This window comes from Streptomyces humidus (assembly GCF_014649655.1).
GTDB classification, from domain to species: Bacteria; Actinomycetota; Actinomycetes; order Streptomycetales; family Streptomycetaceae; genus Streptomyces; species Streptomyces humidus.
This window is the reverse complement of sequence record NZ_BMTL01000011.1, coordinates 206,095-222,879: the sequence shown is the minus strand read 5'-3', so window position 1 is coordinate 222,879 and position 16,785 is coordinate 206,095. Positions and strand designations below refer to the sequence as shown.

At 72.6% G+C, this 16,785-nt stretch carries 15 protein-coding genes; 8 read left to right on the top strand and 7 right to left on the bottom strand.

The genetic code is table 11. The annotated features are described in order from the left end of the window. Positions 1–54 precede the first annotated feature (54 nt). Positions 55–381 (top strand): FG-GAP repeat protein, encoded by a 327-nt coding sequence (locus tag IE239_RS15600; protein ID WP_190149905.1) that lies wholly within the window; start codon positions 55–57, stop codon positions 379–381. A gap of 84 nt (positions 382–465) precedes the next feature. Further along, positions 466–1,593, top strand: coding sequence for an acyltransferase family protein (locus tag IE239_RS15595; RefSeq protein ID WP_190149904.1), 1,128 nt, complete (start codon positions 466–468; stop codon positions 1,591–1,593). A 177-nt stretch (positions 1,594–1,770) separates the two neighbouring features. Here IE239_RS15595 and IE239_RS15590 read toward each other — a convergent pair whose 3' ends face one another. Next, positions 1,771–3,933 (bottom strand): bifunctional glycosyltransferase 87/phosphatase PAP2 family protein, encoded by a 2,163-nt coding sequence (locus IE239_RS15590; protein ID WP_190149903.1) that lies wholly within the window; start codon positions 3,931–3,933, stop codon positions 1,771–1,773. Positions 3,934–4,404: 471 nt separating this feature from the next. On the opposite strand from IE239_RS15590, the gene IE239_RS15585 reads away from it, so the two are divergent. Continuing rightward, positions 4,405–5,076: an O-methyltransferase gene (locus tag IE239_RS15585; protein WP_190149902.1), complete on the top strand. Its 672-nt coding sequence runs from the start codon at positions 4,405–4,407 to the stop codon at positions 5,074–5,076. A gap of 73 nt (positions 5,077–5,149) precedes the next feature. On the opposite strand, the gene IE239_RS15580 is transcribed toward IE239_RS15585, so the two are convergent. Then, on the bottom strand, positions 5,150–5,536 hold the full coding sequence (locus IE239_RS15580) for a hypothetical protein (RefSeq protein ID WP_190149901.1): 387 nt from the start codon (positions 5,534–5,536) through the stop codon (positions 5,150–5,152). 118 nt (positions 5,537–5,654) lie between these two features. On the opposite strand from IE239_RS15580, the gene IE239_RS15575 reads away from it, so the two are divergent. Further along, positions 5,655–6,104, top strand: a complete 450-nt coding sequence (locus IE239_RS15575; protein ID WP_190149900.1) for a DnaJ family domain-containing protein — start codon at positions 5,655–5,657, stop codon at positions 6,102–6,104. Positions 6,105–6,174: 70 nt separating this feature from the next. Here the strand turns inward: IE239_RS15575 and IE239_RS43255 are convergent, their stop codons facing one another. Next, positions 6,175–7,044, bottom strand: a complete 870-nt coding sequence (locus IE239_RS43255) for a hypothetical protein (RefSeq protein ID WP_190149899.1) — start codon at positions 7,042–7,044, stop codon at positions 6,175–6,177. Positions 7,045–7,058: 14 nt separating this feature from the next. Beyond that, the gene (locus IE239_RS15565; RefSeq protein ID WP_190149898.1) at positions 7,059–7,784 is read right to left on the bottom strand and encodes a hypothetical protein; all 726 of its coding nucleotides are present in this window, start codon (positions 7,782–7,784) and stop codon (positions 7,059–7,061) included. Positions 7,785–8,073: 289 nt separating this feature from the next. Between IE239_RS15565 and IE239_RS15560 the strand changes: the two genes are divergently transcribed. After that, complete coding sequence (locus IE239_RS15560) at positions 8,074–8,565, top strand: GNAT family N-acetyltransferase (protein WP_190149897.1); 492 nt, start codon at positions 8,074–8,076, stop codon at positions 8,563–8,565. Between the two features lie 8 nt (positions 8,566–8,573). Here the strand turns inward: IE239_RS15560 and IE239_RS15555 are convergent, their stop codons facing one another. Further along, a complete protein-coding gene (locus IE239_RS15555) occupies positions 8,574–10,619 on the bottom strand; it encodes an MDR family MFS transporter (RefSeq protein ID WP_190149896.1) in 2,046 nt (681 codons plus the stop codon). 172 nt (positions 10,620–10,791) lie between these two features. Between IE239_RS15555 and IE239_RS15550 the strand changes: the two genes are divergently transcribed. Further along, positions 10,792–12,045, top strand: a complete 1,254-nt coding sequence (locus IE239_RS15550) for a peptidoglycan-binding domain-containing protein (protein WP_229878103.1) — start codon at positions 10,792–10,794, stop codon at positions 12,043–12,045. A 306-nt stretch (positions 12,046–12,351) separates the two neighbouring features. On the opposite strand, the gene IE239_RS15545 is transcribed toward IE239_RS15550, so the two are convergent. Together IE239_RS15545 and IE239_RS15540 are read right to left on the bottom strand one after the other, a co-directional pair. Next, positions 12,352–12,999 (bottom strand): HAD-IA family hydrolase, encoded by a 648-nt coding sequence (locus tag IE239_RS15545; RefSeq protein WP_190149894.1) that lies wholly within the window; start codon positions 12,997–12,999, stop codon positions 12,352–12,354. 330 nt (positions 13,000–13,329) lie between these two features. Continuing rightward, positions 13,330–13,911: a TMEM165/GDT1 family protein gene (locus IE239_RS15540; protein WP_190149893.1), complete on the bottom strand. Its 582-nt coding sequence runs from the start codon at positions 13,909–13,911 to the stop codon at positions 13,330–13,332. Positions 13,912–14,309: 398 nt separating this feature from the next. Here IE239_RS15540 and IE239_RS15535 point away from each other — a divergent pair, with 398 nt between their 5' ends. Continuing rightward, a complete protein-coding gene (locus IE239_RS15535) occupies positions 14,310–14,954 on the top strand; it encodes an HNH endonuclease family protein (RefSeq protein ID WP_190149892.1) in 645 nt (214 codons plus the stop codon). A gap of 147 nt (positions 14,955–15,101) precedes the next feature. Continuing rightward, positions 15,102–16,733, top strand: coding sequence for an alkaline phosphatase D family protein (locus tag IE239_RS15530; RefSeq protein WP_190149891.1), 1,632 nt, complete (start codon positions 15,102–15,104; stop codon positions 16,731–16,733). Positions 16,734–16,785 lie beyond the last annotated feature (52 nt).

Below are 16,785 nucleotides of genomic sequence, written 5' to 3'. Positions count from 1 at the left end.
CGTTCGCTACACAGACCCGCTGGTGACTTCAACGGCGACGGACGCGACGACATCATGATCTGGTACGACTACGACGACGGCAGCGACCGTGTCTCCACCATGTTCGCCGAGTCCCTCAAGGACCAGTTCGGCTCCGCCAAGGTCACCCTGGACGGCAAGAAGAGCTGGGACATCAAGGCGACCCAGCTCGCCACCGGCGACTTCAACGGCGACGGATACGACGACCTGGCAGCCCTGCGCAAGCAGGACACCAGCATCCAGACCTGGACCTGGAACTGGTCCGGCGCGGACGCGGCCTTCAAGGGCGGCGTCGCGGGCTGGACCGCTCCCACCAGCACCTATCCCTACGAGCCCATGAAGCTCGTCACTCCCTACAACTGACCCTCGCCTGACCCGTGCGGGGCACGCGGCAGTGCCGCGTGCCCCGTACGCTGTCCCGAATGCCCTGACCACGAAGGGTCCGCCTTGCCCCCCATACCCGCCCCCCGCCGTGACCGCCTGCCCTCGCTCACCGGGTTGCGATTCTGGGCGGCGCTGCTTGTCGTGCTGTATCACCTGTCCCGGCAGGTGGGGACCGTGCCGTGGGTCAGTGACGCCGTCTGGTACGGGCGGAGCGGGGTCACGTTCTTCTTCGTGTTGTCGGGCGTCGTGCTCGCCTGGACCTACGACGGCGCGGGCGTGTCCGCGCGGGTGTTCCTGTGGCGGCGGTTCGCGCGGATCTGGCCGATGCTCGCCGTCAGTGTCGGGGTGTCCGTCGGGGTGTGGTGGGCGCTCATGGACCGGGCCGTGTCGGTCAGGGCGGTCGCGGCGACCCTGCTGCTCGTGCACGCGTGGTTCCCGCAGCCCGTCATCTTCACCGGGGGGAATCCCGCCGCCTGGTCGCTCAGTGACGAGGCCTGGTTCTACCTGACCTTCCCCGTGCTGCTGGCCGCGCTGGCGGGACGGCGGGGCAGGGTGTGGGCCTGGACGGCGGTCGGCGTCAGCTGCGCGGCGCTGCTGCTGTGGCCCGCCCTCGCCGGGGTGTCGCCCACCACCCGTACCTGGGCGCTGGACTATCTGCCGGCGACCCGGTTGCTCCAGTTCGTGCTGGGCGTGGCGGCCGGGCTGGCGCTCAGGCGCGGGTGGCGGCCTCCCGTGTCGCTGCCCGCGGCCGCGGGGCTGGTCGTCGCCTGGCATCTCGTACTGATCCCCTGGTCGAACGCGGTCCCGGACGCCGTCTGGTACAGCCCCTACTCCGCCTCCCAGTTGCTCTCCGCGCCGCTCTTCGCCGCCCTGATCTGCGCCGCCGCCCGTGCCGACCTCGACGGGCGGCGGACCGGGCTGGGCGGGGCCTGGATGATCCGGCTGGGGCACTGGTCGTTCGCCTGGTACCTCCTGCACGAGATCGTGATCCGGGTGGCCGTGTTCGCGTGGGGCAAACCCGCGCCCGGGAGCGCGACGTTCGCGTTCTGGGCGGGCGTGCTGGTCGTCAGCCAGGCTCTCGCCGCCATCGCCTACCACCGCGTCGAGCGTCCGGCCGAACGCCGGCTGCGGGGCCTGGTGGTCGCGCGCCCCGTGGACGGCTCGGTTCAGCGGAGCCGGACGGTCCTCTGAGCGGGCGCGGTGACGCTCGCGGTACCTGGCGAGCGTCACCGCGAGAACGAGGACCAGTCAGGTCACGCCGGTGATCAGGGAACCCGCGGCAAGGAATGCGAGAAGGACCAGTGCGGGGTTGAGCCTGGCGCCCCTCGCCCCTCCGCCTTGGTCTTCCGTCCTGGGATCCCCTTCCCGTCATTCTCTCTGCGAGCGGACCGGCTCGTCGATCAACTCGTCGAGCTGGGATGGAGGTTCGGGGTGTCGGCCTCTTACGGGCGACCGCTGCTCCGCCGTGGTCGCGGTGGCCGTCGGCTTCGGCGTCGGGGTCCGGGTCGTCCGCATCCGCGTCGGCGTCACCTTCGCCTGCGTGGTGGACCGCGCTCTCGGGCCCATCAGGACGTACGACAGCCCGAAGCCCGCGCAGACCACCGCCGCGCCGCCGGCCGCGTCCAGGACCCAGTGGTTGCCCGTGGCCACGATGGCCGAGAGCGTGAAGAGGGGGTGCAGCAGGCCCAGGGACTTCGTCCACCGGCTGCGCGCGACGATCGCGATGACCAGGCCGCACCACAGGGACCAGCCGAAGTGCAGCGACGGCATCGCCGCGTACTGGTTGGTCAGCGAGGTGAGCGTGCCGTAGTCCGGCCTGGAGAAGTCCTGGACGCCGTGGACCGTGTCGATGACGCCCAGGCCCGGCAGCAGGCGCGGCGGGGCCAGCGGGTAGAGCCAGAAGCCGACCAGCGCGAGCAGGGTCGCGAAGCCCAGGGACGAGCGGGCCCAGCGGTAGTCGGCCGGGCGGCGCCAGAACAGGACGCCGAGGATGGTCAGCGGGACCACGAAGTGGAGGGAGCTGTAGTAGAAGTCGAAGAAGTTCCTCAGCCGGGTGATTCCGGCCACCCAGTGGTTGACGGTGCGCTCGACGTCGATGTGCAGGAGGCGCTCGAGGCCGAGGACTTCATGGCCGTGCGCCTCAGCCCGGGCCCGTCCGCCGGAGTTGGTGCCGCCCGTCGCCGCCAGCCGCACCTCCTGGTACGCCGCGTACGTCACGCGCAGCAGCAGCAGCTCCAGCAGCAGGTTCGGGCGGGCCGGCACGCGCTTGAGGAACGGCAGCAGCGGGACGTGCCTCCAGCGCGCGGGGGCGGGCTCGGCGCGCGGCGGCGGGACCGGCGTCCGGTGGTGGGGGGACGTCCGCGGCAGGAACGGCACGGCGGTCGCCGCGGCGATGGCGAGGAGCAGCAGCGCGTTGTCGCGCAGCGGGTGGAGGAACGCCACGTTCGGCAGCAGCATCGTGGCGGGGAGGGTCGTCACCAGGATGACCGTCACCGGCCAGACGTAGCGGTCGGACGCGCGCTTGCCGACCCTGCCGACGACCGTCGGCAGGACCCACAGCAGCTGGTGCTGCCAGGTCGTGGGCGAGACGGCGATCGCCGCGCAGCCGGTCAGGGCGACCGCGAGCAGCAGTTGGCCGTCCCGGGCGTGACGGACGGCCCGGTTGACGCCGAGGGCGGCGACGGCCGCACCCAGCGACAGGAACAGGCCGGTCTCCAGCGGGCCGGAGAGGCCCAGGCGGAGCAGGGCGCCGTGCAGGGACTGGTTGGCGAGAGCGTCGGCCTCACCGCCGAGCCCGGCGCCCGCCAGGTGCTGCACCCAGTAGATGTACGAGTCGTGCGGCATCGCCGCCCAGGCCAGCGCCGTGGCGCCGACGAAGGTCGCGGCGGCGGCCGCCGCCGTCCGGCGGCGGCCGGTGAACCACAGCAGCGCGGTGAAGAGGAGCACCGTGGGCTGAAGGGCGGCGGCCACCCCGATCAGCACACCGGCGGCCCGCCGCTCCCGCACGACGAAGCAGCCGAGGAGCACGAGGAGGACGGGGATGATGCTGGTCTGGCCGAGCCAGAGTGTGTTGCGCACCGGCAGCGAGAGCATCAGCAGGCTGCTCGCGACGGGTGCCGCCAGCAGCGACGTCCGTCTGCCGACCGGTTGCGGCAGGGCGCGGGCCATGACCACGGCCAGGACGGCCACCAGTGACAGGGTGCCGAAGGTCCAGGCCCAGCCGAGGGCCTGTTCGGCCGCCCGGGTGAGGGGTTTGAGGAGCAGCCCGGTGAAGGGGGTGCCGGTGAACCGGGTCGACTCGTAGAGCGAACCGTTGACGTGCAGGACGCCGTCGGGCCCGGTCCAGGTGCCCAGGGCCGTCAGCCGTGCCGCGCGCGGGGTGCCGAGGACGACGGCCATCTGTCGGACGGCGAGGGCCGCCGCCACGAGCCAGAGGCCGAAGCGGGCCGCCAGCAGGCGCGCTCTCGTCGTGTCGACCGCCGTCTCCCCGAAGGTCTCCGCCACCCGCCCGCTGTGCTCCGCATTCGCCACGCCTCGTCGGCCTCCGCCCCGTTCGTGCCACGTCCGCCCCTCCATTTGTCCGGAAGACCATAGTCCGCACCGAGAGGGCCTCCTTGCCCGAAGGGCGGGATCTGCCCCACCACGCGAACGGAATTCGCCCCGCCGTCGCCCGCGCCGTCGCCGACGACCTGGACACCTCCCGCGCCGCCGGGACCGCCCTCTCCTCTTCCGGATCCGCCACGCCCGCTGGGCCGACCGGGTGAATTCCGCCCATGGAGACCGTGCCGTAGGACGGGAAGGAACTCGTGCGCCACGCGCGTCGTTGACGTGACTAGTTAGCATCCCTAACGAGAGAGGTCGGCAGGGGCGACGCCGGGCACGCCGGGCACGCCGGCACGACAGAGCCGATGAAACCGATGAGGCCCATCAGACCGATGAGGCTGATGAGCCGATGAGATCGATGAGATCGATGAGATCGACAGGACACGAGAGGCAGAGCACATGAGCGAGTCGCAGGCGTGGGACGCCGTCGACGCCTACTTCACCGACCACCTGGCCCCGGACGACGAGATCACGGCCGCCGCTCTGCGGGAGAGTGACGCCGCCGGGCTGCCGCGGATCAGCGTCACGGCGAACCAGGGCAAGCTGCTCCAGCTGCTCGCCGAGATCCAGGGGGCCCGGTCGATCCTGGAGATCGGCACGCTCGGCGGTTACAGCACCATCTGGCTGGCCCGCGCGCTGCCGGCCGACGGTCGTCTCGTCTCGCTGGAGTACGACCCCCGGCACGCGGAGGTCGCCACCCGCAACATCGCCCGCGCGGGTCTCGACAAGACGGTCGAGGTGCGGGTCGGCGCGGCCCTGGAGTCGCTTCCGCTGCTGGCCGACGAGAACCCGCCCCCGTTCGACCTCGTCTTCATCGACGCCGACAAGGCCAACAACGCCGCCTACCTGGAGTGGGCGCTGAAGCTCACGAGCGGGGGCAGTCTGATCGTCCTCGACAACGTCGTGCGGGGCGGCCGGGTGGTGGACGCGGACAGCGACGCGGAGGACGTGCTCGGCACCCGCGCCGCGATCGAGCTGATCGGCGCCCACCCGAGGCTGAGCGGCACCGCGATCCAGACCGTGGGGTCGAAGGGCTACGACGGTTTCGCGCTGGCGCGCGTCCTCGCGTAGCCCCGCCTCCGGATGTGTCCCGCCTCCGGCTGTGTCCGGCCGCTCAGGCTCCCCCGCGGGCCGCTCAGGGCGCTCAGGCCTCGAGGTAGAAGCCCACGTTGACGCTGCGCGGCCCGGTGCGGTCGTACACGATGATCTCGCCGGAGCCCGCCAGCGGCAGCGTCCCGCCGTACACGAGCGGCTGGGTGTACTGCCCGATCACCAGCCGCACCTCGGAGGACGGCTCGTCCTGCGAGCCGCGCAGCCACGAGACCTGCCAGGCGCCGTCGGGCCCGCACAGGAACTCCAGGTGCACGCGCGAGACGAACAGCCAGTCCTCGGGGGTGGCGAGACGGCACACGGACTTGTCCCTGCCCACCCGCAGCACGGCGCCCGGGTCGCTGGGCGAGTCGGCCATGAGCATGCCGGCCGTGGCGCCCTCTTCCGTCCCGGAGACGGTGGCCATGGTCAGTTCGAGCACGTGCGCTCCCCTTGAGGTTTCTTCGACATGCCTGTCGGCGTCCTGGGTCCCGAATGTGTTTTGTGCAGCGGCCGCATGATAAATCGCCCGGGCACATCACGTCCGGCACAATGAACGCATGACCGAGCGAAAGCCACCGGGCGTTCCGTTCGAATCCTGGGTCGACAAGCAGATCCGGGACGCGGAGCGGCGCGGCGAGTTCGATCAACTGCCCGGTGCGGGACGGCCGTTGCCTGCGGACATGGAAACGCCGTACGACGAACTGTGGTGGGTCAAGCGGAAGCTGGTCCGTGAGGGTCTGTCGGTCCTGCCCCCGACGCTCGCCCTGCGCAAAGAGGCGGAGGACGCGCTCGCGGCGGCGTACGCGGCGCCCTCGGAGCGCATCGTCCGGAAGATCGTCACGGACGTCAACGTCAAGCTGCGCGACATGATGTTCAAGCCGCCGCCCGGGCCCCCGCTGGGCATGAAGCCGTACGACGTGGAAGCGGTCGTACAGGAGTGGCGGGAGCGCCGGGCTGCGGCTGAGGGGAAGACGGCCGGGGAGAGGACCGACCGCGCCGACCCCTGAGGGCGGCGTCGAGGTCACGCCCGGCCGGCCGGAGGGCCGGGCTGCCAGAGGGCCGGACTGCCCGAAGGCTTCAGAGGTGCAGAAGGCGCTCCGTCAGTTCGCGGTAGTCCCGCAGGGCCAGGCGGAGCTGCTCGGTGTCGACGCCGGTCGCGGCCGACGCGGACCGGTCCTTCCCGCCCTCCTGCTGATGCCAGGACCCTCGCAGGCTGCGGCGGCGACGGTCCACGGCGTCGGTGAGGCGTGCGGCGAGTTCCTCCAGCACCTCGTCCGCCTCCGCCACCGCGTCCCGGGGCCCGTCGACGAACCCGACGACGGCGTGCCGCATACGCGCGGAGATCCGGTCGCACTCGTCCTCCGGGAGCAGGGACACGCCGAGCTCGCCCGCGCTGGAAGACACGGAGGCGGAGGACCCGGAGGCGGAGGACGCGGTGGGAGCGGCGGGCGTGATGGACGTGGCGGAGGCAGTCGGGGAGGACGGTCCGGTGGTGGGCGCGGTGATCGGGGGGACCGGGGACCCGGAGGCGGACGTCCTGGTCGGCTCAGGGCCCCTGGCGCCCACCGCGCCGGTGCCCGCACCCGCACCCATGCCCGCGCCGGTGACCGTGTCGGGGGTGAGCGGCCTGGGCTTCACACCGGACGGGCCGGACGCACCCTTCGTACCCGTCGCACCCGTCGCACCCGTCGCACCCGTCGCACCCGTCGCACCCGTCGCACCGACAGTGCCGGCGTCGCCGACGTTGCCGGCCGTGCTCCCGGCGCCCGCGGAATGATCGGCGGACGGCCGGTCCTTGCCGATCGGCAGAACGACCTCTCCGGGCAGGACGGCTCGGCCGGACCGGGCGGCCTTGGCGCGGTCGTCCGTCGGGCGGCGGTCGTCCGTCGGGCGGCGGTCGTCCGTCGGGCGGCGGTCGTCCCCGCTCACGCCCTTGTCAGGTGTCATGTCCGACATGGTGGTCAGCCCTCCTTCGTCTGGTGACGCTGGAATCCCAGCTGCGGGCGGTGGCCGGTGCGGCCCCGGGTCGCCGGCTCCTGCACACGGTGGCGGTCGGAGCCGCGGCCGTCCGGAGCGATCAGGTCGTCGAAGAGGGCGCGCGCCTCGACCATGGCGGACCGCATGTCCTCCGTGTCGGGCGTGCCGCCGTCGAGCCCGGAGGCACGGCCCCGGTCCGTGCCGTGGGCGTCGGACGCGCCCGCGTGCCGCGTGCCGAAGCCGCCGGCAGAGGTCTGGGCGACGCGGTGGACGCGCCGGTAGCCGTGGACGTGGTTCGCGTGGTGGACGGAGAGCGCGGCGAGCTGCTCCTCGTACTGGTCGCCGGCCGGGAAGCCGCGGGCGCCGGCCACCTCGGCGAGCAGGCGGTCCGCCTCGGTGACCGCCTCACGGGGCGAGTCGACGAACCGCTCCTGCGCGGCCGTCCAGCGGGCCTCGAACCGCTCGCGCTCGGCGGGCTCCAGCGGCCGCTCGCGCAGTCCTCCGTGCCGCTCGACAAGGGCGTCGAGCTCACGCTCGGCGGCCTTGACGTCTCCGTCGTGGCGGGCCACGGCCCGGTCGTACTCGGGTCCGAAGCGGCGCTTCAGACCGCGTCCGCCGTGTGAGCCGCGGGCCCTCGCGGCCAGGACGGCCGCGACGGCGACGATGGCCGCCACGACCACGATCAGAGCGATGATCACTCCTGTGGACATGCCTTGCCTTCCGGTGTGTCGGCCCCACGGGCCGGTTCCTCTGTCGGGTTGCCCGGACCTCCTCTCATAAACGGCGGGTGCGACGGCCCGTCAGAAGGCGTGCGGCCGGGGGGCCGGCAGCCCGGGAACGGGGGCGGCCGGCAGCCCGGGGCCGGGATGCGCGCCCGCCCGGAAGACAGCCGGGGAGGGGAGGCGGACGGGGCGGGGAGGCGGCCAGGGCCTGAGGGCTCGACGGACGTCGCGCATATTCTGTTGCGCGCCGGACATGCCGTCGCCGCAGAATGAGCGGATGAGCTGGACCGTCGCCCCGGAACCCTTCGACTCGCCCGTCGCCGCGGCGCTCTGGCGGGCCTACTACACCGAAGTCAGCGACCGCTGGTATCTGCTCCACGAGGGGCGCCGGACCGGTCCGGACGAGCTCGAGCGGGAGATCGCCGCCCAGACCTGGAACGAACTCGCTCCGCCCCGAGGGCAGTTGCTTCTGGGGTGGTACGACGGTGAGCCGGGCGGCTGCGTGGGCGTACGGCTGCTGTCCGCCGGGACCGCCGAACTGAAGCGGGTGTTCGTGCGGGAGGAGCTGCGCGGCAAGGGCGGCGGGGCGCTCCTCGTCCGGGCCGCCGAGGAGGCCGCCCGCGCGCTCGGCGCCACGCGGATGATCCTCGACACCCGCGGCGACCTGGTCGAGGCCCGTGCCCTGTACGCCCGGCTCGGCTATGCGGAGACCGGCGCGCACAACGACGACCCGTACGCGGACCACTGGTTCCGGAAGGATCTCGGCTGACGGGGTGTTCAGGGGAGCCGGTGGTCGGGCAGCACCCGCCCGCCGTACGGCTGCTCCCGCTCCGAGCCGCACAGCTCGGCGTTGAGTTCCTTGACCAGCTGGACGAGGTCGGTGGGCCGGTCCGGGCCCCACCAGTCGCCGAGCAGTTCGGTCAGTGACTCCTCGCGGGCCTCGCCGAGCCGCTCGGCGACCTCGCGGCCCTCGCCGGTCAGGACCATGTCGAGTCCGTCGCGCACGGCGAGCCGGCGCTCCTCGATCTGCCGCGCCGCGTCCATGATCGCCGGCAGTGGGACGGTGCTGCGCTCGGCCAGCGCCGACGGCTCGACGCTGCCGTACCGCCTGATCCGCAGCAGCAGCCAGCTCGCGGCCGGGTGGAGGTCGTAGCCGGCCCGCGCGGTGATCGTCCGGTAGATCTCGCGGCGGCCCTCGTGGGTGCCGAGGACCGACAGCGCCCGGCACACCTCGTCCAACGAGGAGCGCTCGACGGGGTTGCTGGCGAGGGTCTCGGTCACGTCGGGCGCGGTGACCGAGCCGCGCAGCGGGTCCTCCCGCAGGAACCAGGCCAGGACGAAGCCCAGGAGCGCGACGGGCGCCGCGTACAGGAAGACGTCGGTGATGGACGAGGCGTACGCATGCAGGACACGCGGGCGCAGATCGGACGGCAGGGCGGCGATGCCCCGCGGATCGGACTCCAGCGCGCCCGCCGAGACGCCGGGCGGGAGCCGGACGCCCCGGAAGGCGTCCGCGAGCTTGTCGCCGAGACGGCTCGCGAAGACGGTGCCGAAGACGGCGACGCCGAAAGAAGCCCCGATGGAGCGGAAGAACGTCGCGCCGGAGGTGGCGACGCCGAGGTCCTCGTACGCGACGGCGTTCTGCACGATGAGCACGAGCACCTGCATCACCAGGCCGAGGCCGAGGCCGAAGACGAAGAAGCAGAGGCTCATCTCGGCGGTGGAGCTGTGCTCGTCGAGCCGGTGCAGCAGGAGCAGGCCGGCGGTGGTGACGGCGGTGCCCGTGACCGGGAACACCTTCCAGCGGCCGGTGCGGCTGACGATCTGCCCGGAGCCCGTGGACGACAGCAGCATGCCCACCACCATGGGCAGCATGTGCACGCCGGACATGGTCGGCGAGACGCCCTGCACCACCTGGAGGAAGGTCGGCAGGTAGGTCATCGCCCCGAACATCGCGAAGCCGACGATGAAGCTGATGACGGCGGAGAGCGTGAAGGTGCGGATGCCGAACAGCTTGAGCGGGAGGACCGGTTCGGCAGCCCGCCGTTCGACGGCGACGAACGCCACGGCCAGCAGCACCCCGAGGACCGTCAGGCCGACGATCTGCGGCGAGCCCCAGTCCCAGGTGGTGCCGCCGAGGGAGGCCACCAGCACGAGGCAGGTGGCGACGGACGCGATGAGGAGGGTGCCGAGGTAGTCGATGACGTGCCTGGTCGCCCTGCGCGGGATGTGGAGCACGGCCGCGATGACGATGAGCGCGACGACGCCGACGGGCAGGTTGACGTAGAACACCCAACGCCAGCTCAGGTGTTCGGTGAACAGGCCGCCCAGCAGCGGGCCGAGGACGCTGGTGGCGCCGAACACCGCGCCGAACAGGCCCTGGTAGCGGCCTCGGTCGCGTGGCGGGACGATGTCGCCGACGATCGCCATCGACAGCACCATCAACCCGCCGCCGCCCAGGCCCTGGACGGCCCGGAAGCCGATCAGCTGCGGCATGTTCTGCGCCGTTCCGCACAGCGCCGAACCGATGAGGAAGAGGACGATCGCGATCTGGAAGAGCCTCTTGCGTCCGTACTGGTCGCCCAGTTTGCCCCACAGCGGGGTCGCGGCCGTCGACGCCAGCATGTACGCGGTGACCACCCAGGACAGATGCTCCATACCGCCGAGGTCGCTGACGATCGTCGGCAGGGCGGTCGACACGATCGTCTGGTCGAGGGCGGCGAGGAGCATGCCGAGCAGCAGGGCGCCGATAGAGACGAGAACGTTTCCGGACACGTGCTCCTGACGTGGATCCGCCGTCCTGCTGTGCGCGTCCAAGGCCATGGATGCCTCCTGGGGCTCTGGTGACCCTCTCCATCGTGATCGGTGTGACCCGTTATGGCCTCTTGTAGCCCTGTCGGATTCTGGCGGAATCCGGCATTCCGGGGGCCGCGGGCGATCGTTCGTGGAGAGGATCTGCATAATCTCTGGAGTTTGGATGGGGAGGGGCGAACGCGTGATCTATCCGACGGGGCGGCAGGGGCCGGCGGGGCGGCGGGGGCTGCCGTGCCCGGAGTGCGGAGCGCTCCGCGCGGCCGACAACACCCCCTCCTGCGCCTGCGCCCAGCGCGTCTCCGAGGCCCTGCGCGACACGCGCACGGCGGAGGCGGCAGCCGCGGAGGACTTCGATCCGTTGCGGATACGGCCGTACGTGGAACTGGAGGACTCCGGCACCAGCACCCGCACTCGCAGCGGCGCCGGCTCGGGCCAGGGGCCGGGCATCGGTGCGGCGGGCGCGGAAAGCGCGGCGGGCGGCGGGGCCGGCAGCCGAGGGGGCGGCGGGAGCAGGAGCGGGGCGGGGGCCGCCTTCGCCGCCGACGCGACCATGCCGCTGCGGGCGGTCCCCGGCGACGCGACCATGCCGCTGCGCGCCGTGGCCCACGGCGGTCCCGCACCGGACGCGACGACGGCGTCGCCCGCACCGCCGACCGCGCCCGTGTCCGAGCCCGAATCCGACGCCCGCGCCGGCGCCGGCGCCGGCGACCTGAGCCTGTTCGAGACGGTGGCCGTCCGGGCCCCGCACCACGACATCGACATCGACGGAGACAGAAGCGGAAAAGGAGACGGAGACAGAGACGGCGAGGAACCGCGCGGCTCACACCGTCGCCGCACGCTGCTGATCGCGACGACCGCGGCCGCCGTGGCCGTGGTGGCGGCGGCCGGGTTCGCGTCCGGACTGTTCTCCTACGACAAGCCGGCGCGCGACCGGGCCGCCCCGGAGGACGTGCGGGCCGCCGTGCCCGCCCCCTCCACCGACCCGACGTCCGGCTCGCCGACGGCGAGCCGCTCCGCCTCCCCGTCGGCCTCCGAGGCCTCGCCGTCCGCCTCCGAGAGCACAAGCCCGTCGCCCTCCCCGTCGGCGTCGAGCGCGTCGCCCTCCCCATCGGCGTCGGCCGAGTCGCCCCGCCCCACACCGACCGCTCGGGCGAGCGCCTCGCTGGCGCCCGGCAACGGAGCCGACGGCGGCCAGGGGGCACCGGCCGACGCGGTCATCCTGCGGCGCGGCGACAAGGGCGCCGAGGTGACCGAACTCCAGCTGCGACTGCAGCAGTTGTACTTCTATAGCGGCCAGGCCGACGGCACGTTCAGCACCGAGGTCGAGAACGCCGTGCGCAACTACCAGTGGTCCCGGGCGACGACCGCGGACGGCCTCGGCGTCTACGGCCCGGCCACCCGCACGGCCTTGGAGTCCGAGACGAGGAAACCATGACCCACCCCCCGCGGCCGGCCTCGGCCACGCCCGGGGAACCGGAACGGGGGGACTGACACACCGGACGCACCCGCCCCGCACCGCCGGAACGGCAGCCTCGGCGTCAGAGGCCGAGCGTCGAGGCCCGTTACCGGAAGCGGGAGCGGGTTCGGTGCGCAGCCGGGCTCGGAGTCGAGGCCCGGGAGCGAGAGCGAGTTCCAGGCGCAGCCGGGCTCGGAGTCGAGGCCCGGGCCTGATGCCCAGGGCCCGGAGGCCGGGCTCGGTGTCAGGGCTCGGTGTCCGAGCCGGGAGGCCGGGCCTCGGGGATCAGGGCGTGTGGATCCGGACGCCGTCCGGCAGGGTCTCCACGCGTACCTCGCGCAGATCGCGCACCAGCACGTCAGGAGCGTGCGCCGCGGCGCGCGGGCCGACTCCCACCACGCGCATTCCGGCGGCGCGGCCGGCCGCGATGCCCGCCCCCGAGTCCTCGAACACCACGCACTCCGCCGGGGCGGTCCCCAGCTCGGCGGCGCCCTTGAGGAAGCCCTCGGGGTCCGGCTTGCTCGCGCCGACCGACTCAGCGGTGACCCGCACGTCGGGCAGCGCGAGCCCGGCCGCGACCATCCGTGCCGTGGACAGCGGGACGTCCGCCGAGGTGACCAGCGCGTGCGGGACGCCCCGCAGCGAGGCGAGGAACTCCGGCGCGCCGGGCACCGGCACGACGCCCTCCATGTCGGCGGTCTCCTCGGCCAGCATCCGCGCGTTGTCCGCGTGGTTCAGGCGCACGGGGCGGCCGGGCAGCAGGACCGCCATCGAGGCGTGGCCCTGCCGGCCGTGGACGACCTGCATGACCTCGTCGCCGTCGAGCCCGTGCGCTTCGGCCCAGCGCCGCCAGATCCGTTCGACGACGGCGTCGGAGTTCACGAGCGTGCCGTCCATGTCGAGCAGGAGGGCGCGGGCGGTCAGGGCCGGCATCAGCAGCTCCAGATGCGTAGGGACGGGCTCCGGGTGCGCGGGGACAAGCTCCAGGTCCGTACATAGAGACCGCGTACGTAGAGACCGCGTACGTAGAGACCGCGTACGTAGAGACCGCGTACGTAGGGACCCTGTACGTAGGGACCCTGTACGTAGGGACCCTGTACGTAGGGACCGCATACTCAGGGAACAAGGCGGCCCCGCCCGCCGGTCAGGGAAAACGGGCGGGAGCCACTTTGTTTGCTCACGGTACAAAACAATGCGGTCCCGCCGCCACCCCCGCCGGCAGGACGCGGGAAAGGTCCGGGAGGCGTTCACCCGCCGTTCAGCTCAGCCGGCGATCGCCTCCCACAGGCTCCACACCCCGAGCGCCAGCATCAGCAGCGCCGCGATCCGCGTGATCAGCTTCAGCGGCACCCGCTTCATCAGCGCCTTTCCGCCGACGATGCCGAGTCCGGCCACCGCCCACAGCGCCAGCACCGCGCCGAGGCCGACGGAGAGCGGGTCGTCGTAGCGGGCGGCGAGGTTCGCCGTCATGATCTGGGTGAGATCGCCGAACTCGGCGACCAGGATCAGCATGAAGCCCGCGCCCGCGACCTTCCAGAACGACTGGCCCTCGGGCCCCCGGATCTCCTCCTCGCCGTCGTCCTTCTTCAGCAGCAGTACGGCCGCGCCGCCCAGGAAGAGGACGCCCGTCAGGGCGTGCACGAGTTGCTGCGGCAGCAGCGTGAGCACGCTGCCGGCCGCGACGGCGAGCGTGACGTGCAGCGCGAAGGCCGCGGCGACCCCGGCGAAGACGTACGAGGCGCGGTAGCGGGTGCCCAGGACGAGGCCGGCCAGGGCGGTCTTGTCCGGCAGCTCGGCCAGGAAGACGACGCCGAAGACGACCGCCGTCACGGTGATGCTGATCAAGGTTCCTCAATCGGTCGGGGGCCGCCCCGCCGAGAGTCCGCGCACTTCGAACCAGACACCTCGGCACGGCAGCGCACACGTCACCCGTGCCGTGCGGCACGGGTGTGCACTGCTTGCCGAAGGTCTCGCCGGCCGACCCGTACGACGGGCCTGCCTCCGGGCGCCGGCTCAGACGAGCTGAGCAGTATGTCGACGGTCCGGCGAAGAGCTACTCCCCTTCTGCGCTCCCCATTGTACGAGACGGCTCGCACAGCCGTTCGCGGAGATCGTTCCGCCGCACATCTTGTCATGTCATGTTCGCGTCATTAGCTTCTCATCCGGCGCACATCTCCCCGCAATGCGCGAGCGCGAGCATTCCCCCGCCCGCACTCCCACCCCGCCTCCCCGACGGAGTCCGCATGTCGAAGTTCTACGCGCGTGGACGGCTGAGCGTACTCGCCGCCCTCACCTGCCTCATAGCCTCGGTCGGACTGTTCACCTCCCCGACCGCCTCCGCAGCCCTGCCCACCCCGGTCAGCGCCGCCACCGCCCGGACCTACCTGGCCTCCCTCAGCGTGCAGACCGAGAACCGCACCGGCTACAGCCGCGACCTCTTCCCCACCTGGATCACCATCAGCGGCACCTGCAACACGCGCGAGTACGTCCTCAAGCGGGACGGCTCGAACGTCGTCACCAACTCCGCCTGCACCGCCACCAGCGGCTCCTGGTACTCCCCCTACGACGGAGCCACCTGGACCGCCGCCTCCGACCTCGACATCGACCACTTGGTCCCGCTCGCCGAGGCCTGGGACTCCGGGGCGAGCGCATGGACCACCGCCCGGCGGCAGGCCTTCGCCAACGACGTGACCCGCCCGCAGCTCCTGGCCGTCACGGACAACGTGAACCAGTCCAAGAGCGACCAGGACCCGGCCGAGTGGATGCCGTCCCTCACCTCGTACCGCTGCACCTACGTCCGCGCCTGGGTGCAGGTGAAGTACTACTACGACCTCTCGGTCGACTCCGCCGAGAAGAGCGCGCTGACGAGCCACCTCGCCAACTGCTGACCGGTCCCGGCCGAGCCCTGCCCGACCCGAATCAGCCCGACCGAACCCGAGCGAACATGAGCGAACCAGACCGAACCTGACTACCGGGATCTCCCCGCGGACCTCCGTCGTTCCGTACCGTACGGGGCGACGGAGGAGGGTGATCGCATGGCCGAACTGCGGCTGGGACCACTGCTGAGATACGCCGACGGCGCGACGGCGACCGTCTGGGTCGAGGCGAGCCGCCCGTGCACCGCCGAGGTGCGCTGCCCCGACGGCGCCGGCGGCACGGCCCCGACCTTCCAGGTGGCGGGCCACCACTACGCCCTGATCGAGGTCGGCGGCCTGACCCCGGGCACGGCGACGGCGTACGAGGTGCTCCTCGACGACGCCCCGGTCTGGCCGCCGCCCGGCTCCCGCTTCCCGCCCTCCCAGATCCGCACCCTCGCCGACGACGCCGCAGAGGTGCGCGTCGCGTTCGGCTCCTGCCGCTGGGCGGCGCCCCCCGCCGGGGGCAAGGACCCCGTCGGCCCCGACGCCCTGGACAGCCTGGCCACCCGGCTCGCCGCCGACCCGACGGCCGAACGGCCCGACGTGCTGCTGCTGTTGGGCGACCAGGTGTACGCCGACGAGGTCTCCGACGCGACCAAGGAGAAGATCGCCGCCCGCCGGGGCCTCGAGGACGCGCCCGGAGCCGAGGTCGCCGACTTCGAGGAGTACACCTGGCTCTATTACGAGTCCTGGCTCGACCCCGAGGTGCGCTGGCTGCTGTCCACCGTGCCCACCTGCATGGTCTTCGACGACCACGACGTCATCGACGACTGGAACACCTCCGCCTCCTGGCTGGCCGACATGCGGGCCACGCCCTGGTGGCACGAGCGGCTGCTGAGCGGCCTGATGTCGTACTGGGTGCACCAGCACCTCGGCAACCTCACCCCGGCCGAGCTGGCCGCCGACGCGCTCTACACGGCCGTGCGCGAGGCCGCCGACGGCACCGACCTCCTGCGTGACTTCGCCGGCCGCGCCGACACCGACCCCGCGTCCGTGCGGTGGAGCTACCGGCGCGACTTCGGGCGGGTGCGGCTGCTGATGGTCGACAGCCGGGCCGCCCGGGTGCTGGACGAGGACGAGCGCTCGATGCTCGACCCGGGCGAGCGGACCTGGCTGCGCGAACAGGCCCTGGACGACACCGGCTCCTACGACCACCTTTTGATCGGAACCTCCCTGCCCTGGCTGCTGCCGCACCTGGTGCACGACGCCGAGGAATGGGACGCGGCCCTGTGCCGGGGCGAGCGCGGCGAGCGCTGGGCCCGGTTCGGGGAGAAGCTGCGACGCGGGGCGGACCTGGAGCACTGGGCGGCCTTTCCGGAGTCGTTCACGGCGCTCGCGGACCTGATCGCCGAGGTCGGCACGGGGACACGGGCGCCGGCGAGCGTGCTGGTGCTGTCGGGAGACGTCCACCACGCGTACGCGGCGGAACCCCGCTGGCCCGACGGGACGGGCCCTGACGCGCGGGTGCTCCAGCTCACCTGCTCCCCCGTGCACAACTCCGTCCCACAGTCGATCCGGGTGGGCTTCCGTTTCGGGTGGAGCGGGGTGGCCCGTGCGCTCGGCCGCAGGCTCCGCCGGCACGGCCGCTGCCCCCGCCCGCCGGTCAGCTGGCGCAGGACGGGCGGACCGTGGTTCGGCAACCAGCTCATGTCCCTCACGCTGCGCGGCCGTTCGGCCCGGCTACGGCTGGAGCGGGCGCGCGGGGACGGACGTCTGGTGACCGTGACGGACTCCGACCTCACTGCGTGACGCGACGCCACCGGCCACCGAGAACTGAGCAAACGTCAGAAACACTTCCCGG